Source organism: Roseibium sp. MMSF_3247 (genome assembly GCF_030733765.1).
Taxonomy (GTDB): Bacteria; Pseudomonadota; Alphaproteobacteria; order Rhizobiales; family Stappiaceae; genus Roseibium.
In genome coordinates, this window is record NZ_JASHII010000001.1 from 730,918 (window position 1) to 751,068 (window position 20,151).

Annotated in this window: 21 protein-coding genes and 1 riboswitch; of the genes, 10 read left to right on the plus strand and 11 right to left on the minus strand. The window is 55.4% G+C overall.

Annotated features, from left to right (window positions below; translation table 11 throughout):
* Positions 1–93 precede the first annotated feature (93 nt).
* On the plus strand, positions 94–762 hold the full coding sequence (locus tag RBB44_RS03245; RefSeq protein ID WP_306149848.1) for a DNA-3-methyladenine glycosylase I: 669 nt from the start codon (positions 94–96) through the stop codon (positions 760–762).
* 19 nt (positions 763–781) lie between these two features.
* Here the strand turns inward: RBB44_RS03245 and hisG are convergent, their stop codons facing one another.
* The 3 genes from hisG to hisS are packed head-to-tail and all read right to left on the minus strand — an operon-like array spanning position 782 to position 4,454.
* The gene (gene hisG, locus RBB44_RS03250; protein WP_306149849.1) at positions 782–1,750 is read right to left on the minus strand and encodes an ATP phosphoribosyltransferase; all 969 of its coding nucleotides are present in this window, start codon (positions 1,748–1,750) and stop codon (positions 782–784) included.
* A 3-nt stretch (positions 1,751–1,753) separates the two neighbouring features.
* On the minus strand, positions 1,754–2,908 hold the full coding sequence (locus RBB44_RS03255) for an ATP phosphoribosyltransferase regulatory subunit (RefSeq protein ID WP_306149850.1): 1,155 nt from the start codon (positions 2,906–2,908) through the stop codon (positions 1,754–1,756).
* Position 2,909: 1 nt separating this feature from the next.
* Complete coding sequence (gene hisS, locus RBB44_RS03260) at positions 2,910–4,454, minus strand: histidine--tRNA ligase (RefSeq protein ID WP_306149851.1); 1,545 nt, start codon at positions 4,452–4,454, stop codon at positions 2,910–2,912.
* 372 nt (positions 4,455–4,826) lie between these two features.
* Between hisS and RBB44_RS03265 the strand changes: the two genes are divergently transcribed.
* From RBB44_RS03265 to RBB44_RS03280, 4 genes are all read left to right on the plus strand, one after another.
* Positions 4,827–5,987, plus strand: coding sequence for a glycosyltransferase family 2 protein (locus tag RBB44_RS03265; protein ID WP_306149852.1), 1,161 nt, complete (start codon positions 4,827–4,829; stop codon positions 5,985–5,987).
* Between the two features lie 7 nt (positions 5,988–5,994).
* Positions 5,995–7,494, plus strand: a complete 1,500-nt coding sequence (locus RBB44_RS03270; protein ID WP_306149853.1) for a glycosyltransferase family 39 protein — start codon at positions 5,995–5,997, stop codon at positions 7,492–7,494.
* 102 nt (positions 7,495–7,596) lie between these two features.
* Positions 7,597–8,394 carry a ChbG/HpnK family deacetylase gene (locus RBB44_RS03275; RefSeq protein WP_306149854.1) on the plus strand — a complete coding sequence of 266 codons (798 nt, stop codon included), beginning with the start codon at positions 7,597–7,599 and terminating at the stop codon, positions 8,392–8,394.
* Positions 8,395–8,600: 206 nt separating this feature from the next.
* Complete coding sequence (locus RBB44_RS03280; RefSeq protein ID WP_008195708.1) at positions 8,601–9,290, plus strand: Crp/Fnr family transcriptional regulator; 690 nt, start codon at positions 8,601–8,603, stop codon at positions 9,288–9,290.
* 16 nt (positions 9,291–9,306) lie between these two features.
* Here RBB44_RS03280 and RBB44_RS03285 read toward each other — a convergent pair whose 3' ends face one another.
* Positions 9,307–9,741 (minus strand): Rrf2 family transcriptional regulator, encoded by a 435-nt coding sequence (locus RBB44_RS03285; protein ID WP_306149855.1) that lies wholly within the window; start codon positions 9,739–9,741, stop codon positions 9,307–9,309.
* 72 nt (positions 9,742–9,813) lie between these two features.
* On the opposite strand from RBB44_RS03285, the gene RBB44_RS03290 reads away from it, so the two are divergent.
* The 3 genes from RBB44_RS03290 (at position 9,814) to RBB44_RS03300 (ending at position 11,105) form a co-directional block, all read left to right on the plus strand.
* The gene (locus RBB44_RS03290) at positions 9,814–10,287 is read left to right on the plus strand and encodes a group III truncated hemoglobin (RefSeq protein WP_306149856.1); all 474 of its coding nucleotides are present in this window, start codon (positions 9,814–9,816) and stop codon (positions 10,285–10,287) included.
* 12 nt (positions 10,288–10,299) lie between these two features.
* Positions 10,300–10,518: a hypothetical protein gene (locus RBB44_RS03295; protein ID WP_306149857.1), complete on the plus strand. Its 219-nt coding sequence runs from the start codon at positions 10,300–10,302 to the stop codon at positions 10,516–10,518.
* 230 nt (positions 10,519–10,748) lie between these two features.
* Complete coding sequence (locus tag RBB44_RS03300) at positions 10,749–11,105, plus strand: acyl-CoA thioesterase (RefSeq protein ID WP_133949632.1); 357 nt, start codon at positions 10,749–10,751, stop codon at positions 11,103–11,105.
* Here the strand turns inward: RBB44_RS03300 and RBB44_RS03305 are convergent, their stop codons facing one another.
* The 6 genes from RBB44_RS03305 to RBB44_RS03330 form a co-directional block, all read right to left on the minus strand.
* Positions 11,106–11,402, minus strand: coding sequence for a hypothetical protein (locus RBB44_RS03305; protein ID WP_306149858.1), 297 nt, complete (start codon positions 11,400–11,402; stop codon positions 11,106–11,108).
* 40 nt (positions 11,403–11,442) lie between these two features.
* Positions 11,443–11,566, minus strand: a riboswitch (SAM-I-IV-variant riboswitch).
* Positions 11,567–11,626: 60 nt separating this feature from the next.
* Positions 11,627–12,340, minus strand: coding sequence for an ABC transporter ATP-binding protein (locus tag RBB44_RS03310; RefSeq protein ID WP_306149859.1), 714 nt, complete (start codon positions 12,338–12,340; stop codon positions 11,627–11,629).
* A gap of 1 nt (position 12,341) precedes the next feature.
* A complete protein-coding gene (locus RBB44_RS03315) occupies positions 12,342–13,580 on the minus strand; it encodes an ABC transporter permease (protein ID WP_306149860.1) in 1,239 nt (412 codons plus the stop codon).
* Positions 13,577–14,647, minus strand: a complete 1,071-nt coding sequence (locus RBB44_RS03320) for an efflux RND transporter periplasmic adaptor subunit (RefSeq protein ID WP_306149861.1) — start codon at positions 14,645–14,647, stop codon at positions 13,577–13,579. Before RBB44_RS03320 ends, RBB44_RS03315 begins: the two co-directional genes overlap by 4 nt.
* Positions 14,648–14,753: 106 nt before the next feature.
* A complete protein-coding gene (locus RBB44_RS03325) occupies positions 14,754–15,755 on the minus strand; it encodes an NADP-dependent oxidoreductase (protein ID WP_306149862.1) in 1,002 nt (333 codons plus the stop codon).
* A gap of 157 nt (positions 15,756–15,912) precedes the next feature.
* On the minus strand, positions 15,913–16,125 hold the full coding sequence (locus tag RBB44_RS03330) for a SlyX family protein (RefSeq protein ID WP_306149863.1): 213 nt from the start codon (positions 16,123–16,125) through the stop codon (positions 15,913–15,915).
* A gap of 658 nt (positions 16,126–16,783) precedes the next feature.
* Between RBB44_RS03330 and RBB44_RS03335 the strand changes: the two genes are divergently transcribed.
* Positions 16,784–17,242 (plus strand): cache domain-containing protein, encoded by a 459-nt coding sequence (locus RBB44_RS03335; protein WP_306149864.1) that lies wholly within the window; start codon positions 16,784–16,786, stop codon positions 17,240–17,242.
* 92 nt (positions 17,243–17,334) lie between these two features.
* Positions 17,335–19,035: a methyl-accepting chemotaxis protein gene (locus RBB44_RS03340; RefSeq protein WP_306149865.1), complete on the plus strand. Its 1,701-nt coding sequence runs from the start codon at positions 17,335–17,337 to the stop codon at positions 19,033–19,035.
* Between the two features lie 84 nt (positions 19,036–19,119).
* Here the strand turns inward: RBB44_RS03340 and RBB44_RS03345 are convergent, their stop codons facing one another.
* Complete coding sequence (locus RBB44_RS03345; protein WP_306149866.1) at positions 19,120–20,121, minus strand: hypothetical protein; 1,002 nt, start codon at positions 20,119–20,121, stop codon at positions 19,120–19,122.
* Positions 20,122–20,151 lie beyond the last annotated feature (30 nt).

Genomic DNA, 20,151 nt, shown 5'->3' on the forward strand with positions numbered 1-20,151 from the left:
TTGTTGACTGCACGCCGAAGTCTCAGATTGCACCTCTCGGTCATCTCGTGTAGCAAATGGGGTGGAACAAAACGTGAATAATTGAGAGGCGCAATGGTCGAGGCAGGACTAACCATCAAGGCAGAGCGGGATCCGGAGACCGGTCTGCTCCTTGGGGTCGATGGCAAGCAGCGCTGCTGGTGGCATGGCAATTTGCCAGACTATTTGCATTACCATGACACGGAGTGGGGCTGGCCGGTGGATGATGACCGGCGTCTCTTTGAAAAAATCTGCCTGGAAGGATTTCAGTCTGGCTTGTCCTGGCTGACGATCCTTAGAAAACGCGAAGGGTTTCGGGCCGCCTTTGCCAACTTTGAATTTGAAGAAGTTGCGAATTTCACGGAAGCAGATGTTGAACGATGCCTTGGCGACGCCGGGATTGTCCGTCACCGCAAAAAAATCGAGTCTACGATCAACAATGCCAAACGCGCGATCGAGTTGAAAAAGGAATACGGATCTCTGGCGGCTTATTTCTGGTCTTATGAGCCAAAGTCGGAAAACCGGCCATCAAAAATCACCTTCGCGGTCGCCAAGACACTTGGAAAAACAGAAGAAAGCACTGCGCTGTCGAAGGACCTCAAAAAACGGGGCTGGAGCTTCGTTGGCCCAACCACAGTATATGCCTTCATGCAGTCTATGGGCATGGTCAACGATCACCTGGAAGGGTGCTGCTGCCGGGAACCCGTTGAAGAGGCCCGCAGAGCATTCCAGCGGCCGAGCTAGTGCGAATTGAGGTTGGCTGTTATCCGCCAACCTTTTCCTTCAGCGGCGCAAACAGCGGATTGTCTTTTGAAAAGACGTAATCCAGTGTCTCCACCGTCACGGTGTCTGCGCCCTCCGCGATCAGCAATTTGGCGCAGGCAGCGACAGCGTCCTTCGGGCACAACACGCTCACATAACCGGTCGATCCCGATTCGGAAAACCGCTGGATCGCGCCGACATTGCTAACCGCCCGAAGCGCTTGTGTCCGGTCATCGACCACAGCCTTGACCAGTTTCACATTGCGCGCGGCTTCTTCAGCTGCGACCCGGTCGAGGATTTCCCGAGCCCCGCTGAGGGCCGTTTCCGACCAGTCAGCATTGAGGGAGGCCACCAGATTGGCCTGGCTCATCAACATCACACCATCAGACAAGACCTTCAGGTTATTGGCCTGAAGGGTTGAGCCGGTGGACGTGATGTCGACGATCAGTTCTGCAGAGCCAGCCGCAGGAGCGCCTTCGGTGGCACCGGCGCTTTCCACGATCCGGTAATCGGCGATGCCATGTTTTGCAAAGAAAGCCCGGGTCAGGTTGATGTATTTTGTGGCGACCCGCAGGCGGCGGCCGTGGCGGTTGCGGAAGTCGGACGCAACATCGCCGAGATCCGCCATGCTTTCCACATCGATCCAGGATTTCGGGACGGCAATCACGACATCGGCGTGGCCGAACCCGAGCGGTGTCACGATGTGGACGGCACTTGCCGGATCGGCAATGTTTTCATCGACCAGATCCAGTCCGGTGATGCCGAAATGGACAGCACCGTCGGCCAGTGCGCGGGCGATTTCAGAAGCGGACAGGAAGGCGATCTCCACCGACGGCAGGCCTTTGATGGCACCTCGATAATTCCTGGCCCCGCCCGGTTGCGTTACCTTCAAACCGGCACGGCCGAAAAAGGCATGTGTGTTCTCTTGAAGCCGGCCCTTGGAGGGAACCGCGATCACAAGTTTGCTCATGGGTTAGCCTCCGATCCGCGCTGCAATCCGGTCCAGCCACATGGAAAATCCAATCGCCGGAACATCCGTTTTTGCGCCCAGCAGCGTGACCAGCTTGTCGTAACGGCCACCGCCGACGAGCGGGCCGTCGTGAGTTTCTATTCCGCCATGGATTTCGAAAACGAAACCTGAGTAGTAGTCGAGCCGCCGTCCGAAGTCGGCCGCGAACGCCAGCCGGGCCGGTTCAATGCCCTTATTCGTCAACGCTTCCAAACGCTGCTCAAACGCTGCAATCGGCTGCCTCAAGTCCAGGTCGTACTTCGCCGCAAAGGCGTTGAGTGCCGACACCGCGTTGGCGCCATCAGTCATAATCGCGAGATAACTCTTGAGAGCATCCGCTGCCTTCCCGTGTCCTGAGGTTCCGCGGGTCAAAGCGGCTTGCTCCAGGAAGCGGTCGGCGATTTCAGCAGGTGTACGCCCGCCAACGGCAGAAATTCCAGCAATCGACAAAAGATCCTCTACCACCGCATGTGCCGCTTTTGGATCAGCGCCCTCAAGCGCTGCCAGAAAACCGAGGCGTACATCGCGGGTCTCGTCGTCGTTTGTCGTACCACCGGCCATCCGCTCGACAGCTGCTGCCAATTTGTCGGTTTCGCCAAAAAGGTCACGCAGGCGGCGCTGCCATACGGCTGGGAGACCGAGCCCTGCTAGCACAGCTGCGAAAATCGTCTCATCGCCAATCCGGATGGAGACATCTTCAAGACCGAAGGTGCTCAGGGCTTCAATCGCCAGGGCCAACAAGTCAGCGTCTGCTTCGGCAATATCAGTACGGCCGAGGCTTTCTGCGCCCATTTGCGGGATCTCGCCAAGTCCGTCCGGGCGCTGGCGGAACACAGGGCCATGGTAGCAGTAGCCGGTCGGCAGGGTGTTGTCGCCATGCGCAACGTGGTGACGGCATACAGGAATTGTAAAATCCGGCCGGAGGCACAAATCCGCGCCGTCTGCCCCTTGTGTCAAGTAAAGGCGGCGGCGAATGTCCTCACCGATGAGATCAAGCAAAACATTTGCCGGCTGCAGCATGGGCGGCGACACCAAAGCGTGTCCGGCCGCCTGAAACAGATCCAGGACCGCATCAATTTTTGCTGGATCGAGATCCTTTGTGTCGCCCGCGGTTGCCATATCAGTCCCCGTTTGCCTGTCTGCGGTCTTCGGCCTGCGCATCCAAAATTCCGCGAACGGTCTCGATTAGGTCCGCTTCTTTTATCGTGACCTGAGCCGGACGACTTTCCCGCCACGTGACATTGTCGACGTCGGTTGATTCTGAGGCCAGCCGGGCGCCTTCGATCAGGTCCTTGATCTGGATTTCGCCAGCCTCACGCTCGTCCGAACCTTGAATGATGGCGATCGGACAACCACGGCGGTCAGCATATTTCAGTTGGTTGCCGAATTTCTTCCAGTTGCCCTGATACATCTCGGCCCGGATACCCGCTTGGCGTAGGTCCTGAACCATTTTCTGATAGCGGCCGAGCGCTTCGGTGTCGCCGTCCATAACGGTTACCAGCACCGGTGCCACGACATTGGCTGTTTGCAGTTTGCCAAGGTTTTTCAGCGCCGTCATAAGGCGCGAGACGCCAATGGAAAAGCCGGTTGCAGGCACGTCGCGGCCAGTAAAGCGCTTGACCAGCCCGTCATAACGGCCACCACCGCCGACAGACCCAAACTGAACAACTTCACCTTTTTCGTTGGTAACGTCGAACAGGAGTTCGGCCTCATAGACAGGCCCGGTGTAGTACTCCAGGCCACGGACCACGGATGGATCGACTGAGATCCGGTCGGATTGGTACCCGGCGGAAGTCACAAGATCCGAGATCAGTTTCAATTCGCGAAAGCCAGCCTCGAAACTCTCGTTGATCGCAAACTTGGACAGCGCGGCGGTCTTGAAAGTCAGATCGTTTGTGTAGTCGATCAGATCGTCGATCGCAGAAGCTTCCAGAATTTCTACAATGGCATCGATCGCCGGAGCTGACAGTTTAGCGCCGTCTGTATAGTCGCCGCTTTCGTCTTTGCGTCCGTCGCCCAAGAGGAGACGGACACCCTCGGTACCAAACTTGTCGAACTTGTCCATGGCCCGCAGGACAGTCAGACGGCGTTCGGCATCGTCTTCACCGCCGAGACCAACGGCTTCCAACACACCGTCCAGAACCTTGCGGTTGTTCACGCGGATGACGTACTGGCCGCGTGGAATGCCGAGGGCTTCCATGGCGTCCGCCATCATCATGCACATTTCAGCGTCGGCCTGGACACCTGGTGCACCAACGGTGTCGGCGTCGAACTGCATGAATTGGCGGAACCGGCCCGGCCCCGGCTTTTCGTTCCGGAACACCCAACCATTGCGATAGGTGCGGTAGGGTAGCTGAATTTCGTTAATGTTTTCCGAGACATGCCGGGCGAGTGGCGCGGTCAGATCATACCGCAGGCTCATCCATTGCTCGTCATCATCCTGTACGGAGAAGACGCCGGCATTCGGCCGGTCTGTATCGGGCAAGAATTTGCCAAGGCAGTCGGTGTATTCGAAGGCCGGTGTTTCAACCGGGTCAAACCCGTAGCTTTCGTAAACCTGACGGATCTTGGACAGCATCTCGTCTGTGGCACGGATATCGGCGGCAGAGCGGTCAACGAAGCCACGCGGCAAGCGCGCCTTCAGTTTGTTTGGTTTTTTGGCCATGAGATCTTTGTGTCCTGGCGGGTTTTCCGCGCATGCACCCTTTGGCGAACGCATCTGGAAAAGTCTTGTGATGTTGCCGGTTGTCCTAGACGAAAGCGGTTCTGAGAGCAAGCGCGGGAGCGGATCGTGCTGACCGGCAAAACACAGTCATCTTAACCGAGATGAAAAAAGGCCGCGCCATGCCTTGTTTGCATCACAGTCCGGGCTAAAAGGACGGCAACGGATCGCAGTCCCGATTGCAGCTGTTTGACATAGGGCGATCGGTGCGTTCTTTCTTGTATTTAATCTGCGCCGGGCTATGGTCCGCGCGAGTGAGACCCGGCGCTCTGAAAGTTGGCGGCTGGATCTGTCAGGCCTGGAATTGGAACAACTATGGACGGCGTCGTGAACCTGGTGGGTGATCAGGGCGGAGAGATCAGCGCACCGCGTTCTTTGAAACGCGAAGCGTTGCCCGCTGAGCTGAGCATCATTTTGCCTAGCTTCAACGAGGCCGAGAACATTCCAATCCTCATTGGCCTGTTGGACAAGGCGCTTGCCGGGACTGCCTGGGAGGCGATCGTCGTTGACGACAATTCCCCGGACGGTACCACAGAAGTTGGGCGGAGGCTGGCATTGACCGATCCGCGCGTGCGTGTGATCCGGCGTATCGGCCGGCGCGGACTGTCCGGAGCCTGTATTGAGGGGATCCTCGCCTCTTCCGCACCGTATGTCGCAGTGATGGATGCTGACCTGCAACATGACGAGACGTTGCTGCCCAAGATGCTTTCCGAGATCAAGTCAGGTGACATCGACCTTGTGGTGGCAAGCCGGAAAGTGGAAGGCGGAACCGTCGGCGAAGGACTGTCCAAGGTCCGGGCTTGGGGCTCCAACATCGCCAACGGGCTTGCACAGAAGCTTTTGAATGTAACGCTCAGCGATCCCATGAGCGGATTTTTCATGGTGCGCCGGGAGAAAGCCGAAGAGCTGGCCCCGAAACTGTCGCCGCAAGGCTTCAAAATCCTGCTTGATCTGGTGTCGTCAGCTGCCGGTACCTTGAAGATCAAGGAACTGCCGTTCACGTTCAGAGAGCGCCAGCACGGCGAAAGCAAGCTCGACACCCTGGTTACGCTGGATTACTTCGGCCTGCTGCTCGCCAAGTATTTCGGCGACATCGTCTCTGTCCGCTTCCTGATGTTCGGCCTTGTTGGTGCCAGCGGCCTTGTTGTTCACTTGGCAGCCTTGCGTATGTTCCTGCTGTCAGACATGAGTTTCAACATGTCACAGACCGCAGCGTCTTTTGTTGCGATGACGTCGAACTTTTTCCTAAACAACCAGCTGACCTACCGGGACCGGCGCCTGCGCGGTCTTGGAGCGCTGATCGGTCTCTTGACCTTCTACGCTGTCTGTTCTGTTGGCGTTCTGGCAAATGTCGGTGTTGCCAACCTTATATATGCCGATCCGGCGTACTGGTGGTTTGCGGGCGCTGCAGGTGCGATCATGGGTGCAGTCTGGAATTATGCGGCAAGTTCTGCACTGACCTGGCGGAAAAGCTGAGGCATTCGTGACCAACGCACACAGCTCTGAAGACTTGCCCTTTTTTCTTCGGCCAGCCGGACTCGTGCTGGTTGTTGTGGCCCTGATGGCTCTCAAGATTTTAGCCGCAAGCCACGCGCATTTTGTCGAGGATGAAGCCTATTACCGGATCTGGGGGCTTTATCCTGCGCTCAGCTACTATGATCATCCACCGATGATCGGCTGGTGGATTGCAGCGGGACAGTCCGTTTTTGGAGACACCGTGTTTGCGGTACGGTCATTGGTTATCTTTTCCGGCCTTATCGGATTGCTTGCACTTTGGCGGACGGCCTCCATCCTGTTTGATGCCCGCGTCGCCGGTTGGGCAGTCCTGTTCTTGAACACCAGCTTGCTGGTCGGTATTGGCGGGATCCTTGCAACACCGGATGCCCCGTCGGTCCTGTTTTGGGGCTTGAGTTTTTGGGCGCTGGCCGAGCTTATCACTTCCAAAAATGCAAACTGGTGGCTGGTTATCGGATTGATGGCCGGGTGTGGGCTCTTGTCGAAATACTCGGTTTTGTTTCTCGGGGCGGGGATCGTGCTGTGGCTCTTGTGGGTTCCGGACGCTCGCCGCTGGCTGTTGACCTGGCAGCTCTGGGCCGGTGGATTGATTGCGGTCCTGACGTTCGCGCCGGTGCTCTACTGGAACCATCTGCACGACTGGGTCAGCTTCTACAAACAGTTCGGGCGGGCCGGCAGTGATGGGTATACCGCCAAGTACATCTTTGAGTTTATCGGCGCGTTTGTCGGTCTGCTCAATCCGTTGATCGCACTTTTGGCAGCGTTTGGCGCCGCCCGTTTGTTCGGCCGCTTTTTGAAACAGGATGTGGTCGCCTCCTTGATCATCCTGACCGTGCTGCCGTTCCTGATTTATCTTGCCTATCACTCGCTGCACTCGCGCGTGCAGGCCAACTGGCCAGCGCCGTTGTTTCCGGTGATTGCATTGATGGCAGCGGTCTTTGTAGGCGATCTTCAAGGCCGCTCAAGAAACTGGGTCAAGCTTGCCACAACCGGTGTCTGCCTTGGCCTTGTGATCGCATTTGCCGTTCAGCTCCATGCTGTCTCGGCCTTTACAGGGCAGTTCGCGCGAAAAGACCCGACCCATCAGCTGCGCGGATGGCCGGAAATCGGCTCGGCTCTGAAAGACGTGGTCGATAAGACGGACGCGGCCTTTGTTCTGACCTCCGGCTATGGCCTCAACGGTCAAATCGACTTCCTCATGAAAGACACGGTGCCGGTTCACCAGTTTACCCAGCGGATCCGCTACATCATGGCGCCAGAGCCGCAAGAGGCTGATTTTGACGGCGCTGGGCTGTATGTCGCTGAAAGCCGCCGCGACCAAGCAGATGTTCTCAAGGCCCGGTTTGAAACCGTACAGCAGGTCGCGGTTCTGGAGCGATTGGTGAAGGGTGTGCCTCTGGAAGAGCTGGTCGTCTATAGGCTCTCCGGCCGGAAAACGGATGCTCTTGATCCACTAGAGACCAAGTAACGCCGACTCAATTAGAGACGGATGTCACGATAAGACTTGCAAAACTCTACGAAGTTTTGCAGGGAGGAGCGTGTCGTTTCTTATGTATCTTTACCGCGCTGCATGAAAAGAATTACGCTTGGAGCTTTGGACTACGGTCTTGCATTCGGGGTTGACCGCGCACTGCGTGATCTCGCCGAGCAAGGGCGTATCAGTGCGCTTGGCGCGCTCGTTGCGACGGACTTGTGGCCGCGGGAATTCCGGCCACTGATCGAAACCGTCAAGGCCTCAAGTTCTCGTACACTCTTTGGGATCACGCTGGCCTTTACCGGCGACAGGGTATCGCCCGTCAGCAGCCGAATGCATCAAACCTTCGGCGATCGCATGTTTTCCCGTTCTAAGATGAACCGCCTGGCGCTTTTGCGGCTTCTCCCCGATGAGCTGCTGTTGGAAGAAACGCTGGCGCAACTGGGCCGCTACACGGTCTTGATGAAGCGGCAGCCGGACTTCGTTGCCGTTCGAGACGGGATGCTGGCGCGCAGCAGTGTGGCCCGAACAGTTTTCAAGGCAATCGGACACGCGGGATTTGATACGCCGCCGCATATCATTTCTCCGGTGCGGTCGGGCCTGAAAACACTCCGGCTTCAGCGCTTGGCGAAGCCCTACGATTTGAAGTTCTTGCCCAAGGCAGATCCGCTGCCAGAGGTCAGTGACAGGGAAGAACTGCACCGTCTTCTGCACAATCATTTTGACGGGATGGCAGACATGAGCTTTGTGGCAGCCATCCCAGGCCGGGCCGACGATCGGTTACGCCGGGAGGAACCCAAAGCCAAGATCGCGATCCGGGAGTGTCAGTATGATGTCCTGGCGAGTGACCGTTTCTTTCACACGCTGGAAAAAAAGGATGTTTTCCTGAATTGAGGGCTTGGACAGCAATCCAAACGAAAAAACGGCTCTGGGGGGAACAGAGCCGTTTTTCGTGGAGGTCCGGAAGAGGGGGAGGGGCAACCCCGCTTCCATGTTTTTCAATATAGGGGTAGTTTGCGCATGGGCACGTGATGCACATCACAACAATGCGCGTATTTCGAAATTGGCCGGTTTAACGGCAATGTCTGCAGGGGGCAGGTGTGGCAAAGATCGATGATTTTCTGAAAAACAGCTTTTCTTTACAAGGGCTTGATTCGGAATTGGCGCTCGGGCTGTCAAAACTCGCCCGCCCGATAAAAATGGCTGCCAATGCCACTCTTTTCGAAAACGGGGATCCTGGAAACGGCTGTTATGCTGTTCTGGAGGGCTCTTTGAAGGTGTCGATCCTGTCAGTTGATGGGGATGAGCAGTTGCTTGCGGTTCTCGGACCAGGCGATCTGGTTGGTGAGCTTGCCTTGCTGGATGGCCGTCCCCGGTCTGCAACGGTCAGCGTTTTGAAAGAAGCGCAGCTGGCATTCATTGAAAAGTCCGCCTTTGAACGGTTCGCCGATGAAAACCCCGCCGTTTACCGCCACATGCTGTCCATCGTCGGCAAACGTTTGCGCCATGCCAACGACGTCCTGGCAGCGCGTTCTTTCCTGCCGCTTCCAGGACGTGTCGCGCAGACATTGCTGCAGCTGGCCGAAACGTTCGGCAAGCCTCTCGATGATGGCCGCGTCCTCATCCACTACAAGCTCAGTCAGGCTGACATTGCCAACATGGCCGGAGCTGCCCGTGAGAATGTCAGCCGGGTCCTGAACGATTGGAAACGCTCTGGAACGATCAGCCGGATCTCCGGCTACTATTGCCTGGAACAGGTGGATTTCCTGGAACAAGCTTCGACACTTTAGTCAGGACACCAAACCTTCATATCCTCTGCGTGCCGGCCAGGATCGAACCAAGCGTTTGTTCATTTAGGCTGTCGAGGAACGCCTCCGCCGCCCTCGCCATCGCGCCCTTAAGCGCGCAGCGCGGTAAAAACGGGCAGCTTGCCGGTTCATTCTTGAGGCACGCGACCACGCCGAGATCCGGTTCAATCAACCGCACCACATCGCCAATGCGGATGTCATCGGCCTCTTTGGCAATGCGGATCCCGCCGCCACGGCCCCGGGTCGTTTCCAGGTAGCCCGCCTTGGCAAGCTGAGCCACGATTTTCATGACATGGGATTTCGCCAGGCCAAGTTGCGCAGTCAATTTGTCAACTGTCTGCGGGGCATCTGATTGGCTGATTGCCATCAGAAGTCTCAAGGCAAAATCACTGGCTTGACTGAGGCGCATTTCCAGAACTTTCAAAACATTCATTTTATATGTTGATTTTAGCGTGCGCTTCTGTCATTTAAAAGATGCATTTTAAATGAATGTTATGAGGCTGCGATGCAAATCAAACAAACACCACAGGAAACAGGCGGCGCGGTCGTCCGCTCCGACAGCGCCTGCGAGGTGCAATACGCCGAAGTCACTCCCGAGACGATCCGGATCCTTGTGCATTCATTCTATGGGACCTTGCGCCAGCAACCCCATCTCGGTGAGATCTTTGAAAAGCGTCTCGGAGGGCGTTGGCCGGAGCACCTTGAGAAGATGGAACGGTTTTGGCAGTCCGTTCTCCTGAAAAACGGGACCTACAAAGGCAAGCCGGTTCCGGAACACCTGAAACTAAAGGAAGTGGTCAGCTCGGATTATGGCGACTGGCTCGACGTATTCCGCCCGGTAGCACGCGAGATTTTTGTTTCGGACGTTGCCGAAGAGATCATCGCCATTGCCGAACGGATTGCTCAGAGCCTGTGGCTCGCAACGTTCGGTTTTGCCGGCAGTACACCGCCGGCGGAACTCTTTACTGAACAAGCCTGATAGGAGGGGCTCATGTTACCGGCAATCGTCTTGGTGGCCGAAGGTCTGGTTGTTTTGTGGTTCGCGGTCTTCATCGGAATGATGGTGTCCATGTACCTGGATTCCAGATCCATGCCTTTGCCACGCCTCGATCTGGCGGGGCGAACGCTGATTGGCAGCGCCAAACTCGCCTTTGCGGTCGGAATGACCGCATTGGCGGCACTGACTTACTACGAAATCCCAGTATTCTAAGTTTGCAGGAGACACTCATGTTCAGTTCAAAATGGGCACATCGTGGCTTACCCATCCTGTTGATCTGGATTGCAGCACCAATGCCGCTTTGGATCATGGCCATTCTGATGCTGATTATCTGATTGATAGCGTTGTGTTTTGAAGCGGTTGGGCTAGGCTCGTTAAAACACGAAACTGGAGCGACCGCTTTGAGTGAAGAAACACCGCAAGGGGAACTGACCCTCCGGACAATGGCAATGCCGGCCGACACCAATGCATCTGGTGATATCTTTGGCGGGTGGGTACTTTCTCAGATGGATCTCGCCGGTGGGATTGCCGCGGGGCAAAGAGCGCAGGGCCGCGTTGTCACGATCGCAGTCGACAAGATGAAATTCATCCGCCCGGTCCATGTCGGAGACGTCTTGTGTGTTTACACAAGCGTCGGCCGCGTCGGGACAAGCTCCATGGAAATCAAACTGGAAGCCTGGGCTTTGCGCCACCGTTTCGGCGGCCGGGAAAAAGTCACCGAAGCGATTTTCACGATGGTCGCCGTTGATGACCAAGGCAAGCCACGTCCAGTCCCCAAGGACACTCCGGCTCCGCAGTAATCAGGCGCGCAAGGATCTGCGCGCCAGCAGGTCCGCAAACAGCTCCTCATCGACCGCGCAAATGCAGCCATTGGCCCAAAGGCGCAACAAGGCCTGTAAGCGGTCGACCCGCTCATGCCGGGTCAACCGGCGTTTGTGGCGTGGCAGTCCGCCATACACCCGAATGGTCTTCATGCGGGCCAGCACACAATCTTCTGCGGTAGATTGCCAGATCTCGGCCGCTGTCTGATCGGCCTCTTCGGCGTCCTGGTATCTGATCAACTCGGCAGCTTGTCCGGCCAGTGCGTCTTGAAACAAAAAATCCTCCATCGGTTGCCCGAGGAGGACTGGCGCATGAAAACTACCGCTTCGTTGCCGCGCAGCCTCTTTTGAGTGTCTGGACGGCCGCATCCCTGTTGCGGAAACCACCTTGCCCGGTCGGCAGGTTGGCGAGGGCGCCAGCCCTTCTCTTGATGATGGCGGGCTTATGCCATGGGTTCCGTTTTTTGGCAAGTCATCCAAGAACCGAAGGACAACAACGGTTATTGATTGCGGTCATAGTCGATTTTTCCATCGACCAGATGAATGCGACGCTGCATACGGCCGGCAATATCCATGTCGTGCGTAACGGCTATCACTGTGGTTCTTTGTTGATCGACAATCGATTGAAGCGACATAAACACCTGCTCTGTCGCGACAGAATCGAGACTGCCGGTCGGCTCGTCTGCAAGGATCAGGTCCGGCGCATTGGCAAGCGCTCTTGCAACGGCGACGCGTTGACGCTGCCCGCCGGACAATTGGGCAGGTTGCCGGTGCAAAAAGTCCTCCAGGCCGAGATCTTCCAAGAGACCCGCCGCGCGGTCTTTTTGCTCAGCTGCAGCCAGAGCGCCGAGTTTTTGCATTGGAATCATAACGTTTTCCAGAGCGGTGAATTCCGGCAAGAGAAAGTGGAACTGGAAGACAAAGCCGATCTTTTCCAGCCGCAAGTGAGCCATTTCGGTCTTCGATAGATCGTGCGTCTTGCGGCCGCCAATCAAGACTTCGCCCTCCGTCGGCCGGTCCAGAAGTCCAAGCAGATACAATAGAGACGATTTTCCGGAGCCCGATGGGCCGGTGATTGCGACGAACTCCGATGAGCCGATCGAAAACGAGATGTCCTCTACAAGGGTGACCGGAACTACGGCCGGGAGAATGCGGGTCAAGCCTCGCGTTTCCAAAAGTGGGGCAGGGGTGGCTGGGGTTGGGGCAACGTTCATGTCAGGTCGCGCCCCGGATGATGTCGACAGGATTGAGCGCGGCGGCCTTTCTGGCAGGCACAAAACCGGCAATGCCCGCAGACAGAAGCGCCAGACCACTGGCGATCATGTAATGCACATGAGAAAAGTATATCGGCAGACGGGTCATTTCGATGTCGGTGGTGACCTCGAATTTGATTGTTGCAAGATAACTCGACAATCCAAATCCAAGTGCAGACCCGACAAGTGCTCCGAGCACACCGATCACCAAACCCTCCAGGACGAAAATCTGTTGGATGTCGGGTTCCGGAAACCCCAGCGATTTCAGGATGGCAATGTCCCGGGCCTTTTCATGCACGATCGTTGAAATGATGTTGTAGATCCCGAAACCGGCGACCAGAAGAATACCGCCGACAGCGGTAAACATGATCACGTTGCGGACAAAGAAAGCCTCCATCAGCCCTTCATTGGCCTCTTCCCAGGAGATTGACTTGTAGCCCAATTGCCGCTCGGCCCTTGCAGCAACTGCGACGGCTTCATCGATGTTTCTCAGCCGGATCGTGATGGCGTTGATGATGTCGGGTTTTTCCAAAAGGATCTGGACGGCTTTGAGAGGCGCATAGGCGAGGCTTTCGTCGCTGGTGGTGATCCCGGTATGGAACAGGCCAACAATCTTGAACCGTTTCGCGACCCCGTTTGCTGAGGTCAACGTGACCGTGTCTCCAAGGTCAGCGCCAAGTCGTTCGGCTGCCTTGTCGCCTAGAACCAATCCGTTGGAGGTTGTACCGAGGTCCTCAAAGGCCCCCTCCCGGATGTCCTCGCCAATGTTGGACACAAGAAGTTCCTGCTTTGGGCGGACACCAATCAGCGTCATGCCGATGTCCTGACCGCTGTAGCGCAGCACAGCCTGACCCGTCAGGCGCTGTGCGATGTCGCCGTCAACCCAATCTCGCAGCGACGCTAACGCTTCCGTAGGATTGCGGATCCCACGCAAGTCCTCCAACGGCCGCAAACCGCGAAAGGCAACAGCATCATAAACGGAGCTGGCCGGTTGGGCTGTTGGCGTCCGCTTATCATCCTTGATCTCCACATGCGGAATGGCGTCGATTAAGGTTGCCATGAAGTCATGTTGAGAACCCTCCATGAGGGCGGCCATGGCAATGGAAAACCCAACACCGAGTGCAACACCAAGCGTGGAGACCACCGTTTGCCGGAGCCTGTTGCGCACATGGGTCGCAGCGATGCGGAGCTGAAGGATCATTCTGGTGTGCCCTCAGCCACCGGCTCCACCTTCTGGCCATCAGAGAGATCGTCGCGAAACGGCAGGAGAACAGCATCTCCGTCAGCAAGACCGTCGAGAATTTCGACAGCGCGGGTTCCGGTAATTCCTGTTTCGACCACTATAGTTTCAACGGTGTTGCTGCTGGAAACAGTCTGAAGCCGCTGACCATCGAGAGCGGCCACCGGTACGAGCACCGTTTCCGGCTTTTCAAGAGTGACTATGTTGATTTCAGTTGTCATGCCGATGTGAAGTGGCGTGTCCTTTGGAAGATCCAAATAGACGCGGTAATTCTTCAGCACCGGATCCCCTTTGGGCGTGATCCGGGCAACGGTCGCAGTGAGGTCTTGCCCCGGAAAGGCGTCCGCGCGAACCAACGCTGTTTGGCCCGCGGCGACTTTTGGAATGTCCTCCTCATTGACTTCTGCGACAAGTTGCAAGGGTTTGGGCTGGCCGATCCAGAACAGGATGTCACCGGGTTCAGCGACCTCGCCGACAGACCCGTCCTGCCGCAAAACCACGCCATCCATCGGCGCGACGATCCTATAGTCCCGCAGGCGTTCTGTTTGTGCGGCTATAACGGCATTGACCTGGACAAGTTCGCTTTGCGCGCGGTCATAAAGATGCTGGCTGATGACCCGGCGCTCCAGCAGCTGCAGCGCCCGCTCACTCTCAGATTTCGCTAGGGATTGGCGGGCTTCCAGTTCCGCAAGTGCCGCCCGCGCATCGCCGCTGTCGAGCTCGGCCAGCTGATCGCCCTTTTGCACGACCATGCCCTCACAGCCGCACAAGGACACGATGCGTTCCCGTAAGATGGACGTGACCTTTGCCCAGTTGACCGGTTCGACCACGGCCGTCGCATAAACAACGTCCGCAGCCGATCCAATAAACGCTTCAGTGACGGTGACCTTCGGAGGTCTGGCAGACCACCAGCTCCATGCTGAAAAAGCCGCGCCGAGAGCGGCTAAAATGAGCAAATAGCGGAAGTATCGCATGGCACTACCTGTTTCGTATCCGGCCAAACTAGTCCGTTTGACGTGGTCCGCCATGCGGTGGATCAATCGACAGATTTCACAAGGAATCTAAACTCTCAGTTCTGCTCAGAAAAAACCGGCGGATTGCTCCACCGGCGATATTCTCAAAAGGCAATGATAATCAGAGGTCCGAGACCTTGACCACCAGCTTGCCTGTATTGCTGCCATCGAACAGCTTGTTGAAGACGACAGGTGCGTTTTCTAGCCCTTCTTCAACATGAAGCCGGTATTTGAGTTTGCCTTGCATCATGAGTTTGCCGAGTTCTGAAAATAGCATTGGGTAAGATGCATAATGGTCCGGCATGGTAAAGCCCTTGAGCATCAAACGCCGCCGTATGATGGTTGTCATGTCAAGCGGGTCCGGATCGATATCGCCGTTGTAAGCGGAAATGAACCCGCAGAAGATCATACGGCCATGCGCGGCCATATTGCGGAAGGCTGCCTTGAAGGGCGCACCACCGACATTCTCGAAATGCAGGTTGATGCCGTCCGGGGCGAACTCGGCAAGCCCTTTGCTCAGATCGTCGGTCTTGTAGTTGAGAGCTGCGTCAAAGCCGAGGTCCTTGGTCAGCCAGTCACACTTTTCCTGAGTCCCCGCAATACCGATCACACGCAGTCCGAGCGCCTTGCCGATCTGGCCGACCAAAGAGCCAACCGACCCGGCGGCTCCAGTCACACAGAGCGTTTCGCCTTCCTTCGGTTGACCCTCAATGACCAGGCCCTGATAGGCGGTCACCCCTGGCAGGCCAAGAACGCCCATATAGTGCTCGATCCGGTCCATTTGCGGGACAACGCTGATCTCGCCTGGAGCCACGTCGACATATTTCGTCCAGCCTGGTGTGCCGGAGACCCAATCGCCGACCTTGTATGCATCAGACTTGCTCTCCTCAACAACGCCAACACCCAACGAGCGCATCGTCTCACCCAATTGAACTGGCGGAATATAGCTCTTTGTGTCCGGCGACACCCAACCGCGCATGGCTGGATCCAGAGAGACATAAACGACACGAATGCGCGCCTTGCCATCTGCCAGAGGTCCCATGTCTTCTTCGACACGGTCGAAGTGCTCCGGTCCGAGTTTTCCTTCGGGACGGGATTTCAGGGTCAAGCGCAGGTTCTGCATCTCAGTGTCCTTGGCGTTATTTATATGTGTATATGCACCGCATTATACGTAAGCGAACTATCACATTGAGCGCAAGTGGCAAGATGGGCACTCAAACGGTCATCGATAACCCGTGTTGTTCTGTCGGTTCGTCAACACGCGGCCGCCCTGTCGGGGCTCAATAGTGTGGCGGCTTCTCGACCTGGTGACCAGGCAACACGTTTTCAATCAACTCTTCGACCTGATCGGTCATGTTGAGGAGTTTTCGGGTCAGCCGGTCAATCTGTTTCCCTTGCTCAACGACAACGCCATTCAGCTCATCGATTGTGTGCGTGGCGTGCGCAAGATCGATCTCCAGTTTTTCGAGCCTACTGTTCAGTTCGGCACTCATAGGGGTCTCTTCGCATCAAACAATCTTCGGTCACTGTCTAGTGCCATTCCCGCTTTACGGCAAACGAATCTGTTGGATGGTGGAACCAGGTTGCAACATGGTACGTGGCACTGATTTTTTTGAGAAAAACAAAAAAAGTATAGGCCCGGACCTGGATATTTTGTGTGCGTTCGTTAGCGGATTTTGAGCGTTGGTTTGCCGCGAACTTGGCGAGCCATATCAGCGGACCGAGTCGTGTTTGAACCTTCGATTTTGGTTGTATCGCGTGGTGGGTATCTGCAAGGGATGCCCTTGAAATAAATGGGATTTGAAAGTGTCGTAAGGTAATTTTGAGGGGTTTTTCGTTCAGAGAATCAATGGCAATTGGAAGAAAATACACGTCGCCGAAAAGAGTGGGGACAGGTCAGAACAAAGAAGCATTTTCATTCATAGGTTGTATATTGGTAGTATTAAGTATAGAGGTGGCAGGAATAGGAATTTTATTGTGCGGCGCAAAATACGCCTCTCAATTTGGATTGTATATATATTTTTATTAAATCAAAAATAGAAATTGATTACTTGATCGGTATCAACTCCAATTAATTCCATTATCCGAATATTAGGTTTTCTCTCTTCTGTTGAGAGCATCTTTGATGACGTCTCAGGAGGAGATAAGGGAATGATCAAATCAAAAATCGCGGTACTCCTGATTACCGGACTTTCGATGGCTGGATCCGCCACTGCATTTGCAGCAGATCGCGGCACGGCAGATGAAGCAACGGCAATGCTCGACAAAGCCGTGGCGCATTACCAGTCTGCTGGGGCGGAAACGGCACTCGCAGACTTCTCCGCCACCGATAAGGGTTGGCAAGATCGAGATCTCTACGTTTTCTGCTTCGATGATGCGGGTGTAACGGTTGCTCACGGGGCGAACGCAAAACTAATTGGCCGGGATCTGTCTGGCCTAAAAGATGCTGATGGCAAAGAGTTCGTGATGGAACTTGTGAGCACGGGCAAATCTGGTGGTGGCTGGGTTGACTACCGTTGGCCGAACCCGGTTTCGAAGAAAATCGAGCCAAAGTCGTCCGTAGTTAAGTCCGCTGGCGATCACATCTGCGGCGTTGGAATCTACAAGTAAGGCCCGCCACTGCACGCCTTAGCCAACCAAATGATACCGATGGCCGCTTCGGCCATCGGCCTTCAATTTAAAATGCAATATTGGATGGAAAAATGAACTGGTTCGCCAACCTTGCCTTAGCAAAAAAGATGTTCGTCACACCGGTCATCCTGTTGGTGGGATTGGGAATTGTTTCTGTCATCTCCTTCATGGCGATCGATCAGCAACGCGCTGCCGTTGAAAATCTGAGCCATGTTCAAATCAAAGCCTTTGCGGACATGAACCGCGTTAAGGAAAACCTCTCGAGCGCTCAGTTGTCCCTCTATGACTTGATGACAACTGCGCAAAATGAATCGGACATGGACAAAATCAATTCCAAGTTCGAACAGTCAACAGCACAGCTCAAGGCGATTGTTGCAGACTTTGAAGCTTTGGATTTGTCCAAGCTCAACAACGCCGATCTGGCAGAGCTCCAAGAAGGGGCGATTAAGCACGCCAAAGAGTACTCAGAATCCGCCCTTGGTACAGCCGATATGGCAACCTTGGATGTCGCAACTGCAAGCATCTTCATGAATGATGCGACGCAACTTCACGCCAGTCTTGTTGGTGATGTCGACAAGTTGAAAACCGTTGTTGACGGTCTGAGGGTTGAGGCAACCGAAGCGACACTCAATGGCGCGCAAGAAGCTATGAAATTGTTTCTACTGACCGTGGCCCTGGTGGCTCTGGTCGGGTTGGTTGCGAACTGGCTGATTTCACGCATGATTTCGCGCCCAATTGTCCAGATCATTGGGTCTATGACCGCGCTTGCAGGTGGGAACTCTGACGTGGATGTGCCGGCAACTGACCGCCGCGACGAGATCGGACAGATGTCGCGAGCGCTTGCCGTCTTCCGCGAAAATGCTCTCGAAGTCGAACAACTCGAGCTAGAAAAAGTCGAACGAGAGCGCCTGGCAGCGGAAGAGAAGCGGGCGGCGATGAATGCGCTTGCTGATCAGTTCGAAACTGCTCTGATGGGAATTGTCGACACAGTGACGGACTCCTCGTCTCGCATGCAATCGACGGCACAGTCCATGTCGTCCGTTGCTGAACAGACCCAGCAACAGGCAAACACCGTTGCTTCTTCGGCGGAAAACGCATCGCAGAATGTACAAACAGCCGCCTCGGCCGCGGAAGAAATGTCGGCTTCCATCGGGGAGATCAACAGACAGGTCGCAGAATCAGCGGAAATCTCCAACCAGGCCAATGCAGAAGCGGAGCGCTCCAACGACTCGGTCCGTGGATTGGCAGATGCAGCGAGCAAGATCGGAGAGGTCATCGAACTGATCAGCGGCATCGCAGAACAAACGAACCTTCTGGCACTGAACGCAACCATTGAGGCGGCGCGTGCTGGCGAGGCTGGGAAAGGGTTTGCAGTTGTGGCCTCTGAGGTGAAAAACCTCGCAACTCAAACAGCCAAAGCAACCGAAGAAATCGGTTCGCAGATCTCGGGTATGCAGTCAGCGACTGGGGAGGCTGTTGAAGCGATCCAGTCGATCAGTCAAACGATTGGCCGGATCAAGGATATCTCTGATACGATATCTGGTGCTGTGAGTGAACAAGGCATCGCGACACGTGAAATCGCCGCCAGTACGCAGCAGGCAGCCTCTGGCACTGCTGAGGTCGGTCACACCATCAATGATGTTGCACAAGCCGCTTCCGACACGGGCAATGCAGCCAAGGAAGTTCTTGAAGTTGCTGTCGACCTTTCGGATCACGCTAGGAACTTGCGCTCTCAGGTTGAAGACTTCCTTGGTCAGGTCCGGGCTGCCTAACACGAGCTCTTTCAATGACCTCGTAATTGAAAAGAAAGTGCAGAAAGCATTTGGCAGCACCCGCGGCTTCGATCGGTACACACTCTAATTATCTACAAAATTAGCGATAAGTTCTGTCACAAGCTGTTTCTGCCGATTTAAGTCTCCAGCTTCCTTCAAAGACAGATAGTTGGTGCCCGATTGTATGTATTGGGCACCAAACGGCCTGGCGTTGGCCGAATATCCGAGACTTTGAGCATAGGCGCCCAATCGAAGCATGCGTGTCCACAAGTCGGCACCGGTTATGACATTCTCCAAGCCGACTTGCATGTTTGGATCTTTGTAATAGGTCTCAATGGCGTCGATCGTCATCAGGGAGTGCCCGAAATGGACACGGTTATCTGCCGGTACAACTTTCAAGGCCTCTGGAAAATCGCTCCCACGTGCGGCTGCTTCCGGGAAAGCTGTGTCCGGGATAGGGTAATCGATAATCTCAAAAGGGAACAAACGGTTGGTGTTTTGACCTGATCCCGAATTCCAGCCGCCTTGTTTCGATGCCCAGAACATCCCCTGTAGAGCTCCCTCGTTGATGTAATAGGTAGCCGTTTTGTCTCCGCCTTTATCATCGCGGTTCATGGTGACCAGCGCATCGGTCGATAGAGGAGTTGCTTGTTTCTGCATCATCCGGATGGATGCCTCCACACCGGTTTTGTCGACGCCAATTGGGGCATAGACGAAATACCGGCTTTGATAAAATGCCGGTATCGAGGCTTTTGTGTCCGGAAGCGACGGATTGATCGGCGCGAAATCTGTCGACAATGCGCTTCTTAGGTTTCCGATCGTGTTCCAATATCCTGCAAGGACCCAATACATACGCATTTCACTGGAGGTTGCGATAAAGCCTTGGGGGTGAAACGGTCTGTAGCGAGTTGAGGTGTTTTCAAACAACGCCGAGCTGAAGAAATAAGTGCTTGGTATCTGGCCGACCTTGAGTGTCAGACTGTTTTTGTAGTTGCTGTCGACGGCTTGTTTCGTGAGGTCGATGGTTCCGAAAAGTCGGTTCTTGGCGGTGATCAGTTTTAAAGTGTTGTCGTCTTGAACTGTCATACCTAATGCCCTGCACACCATTGTCGTTAG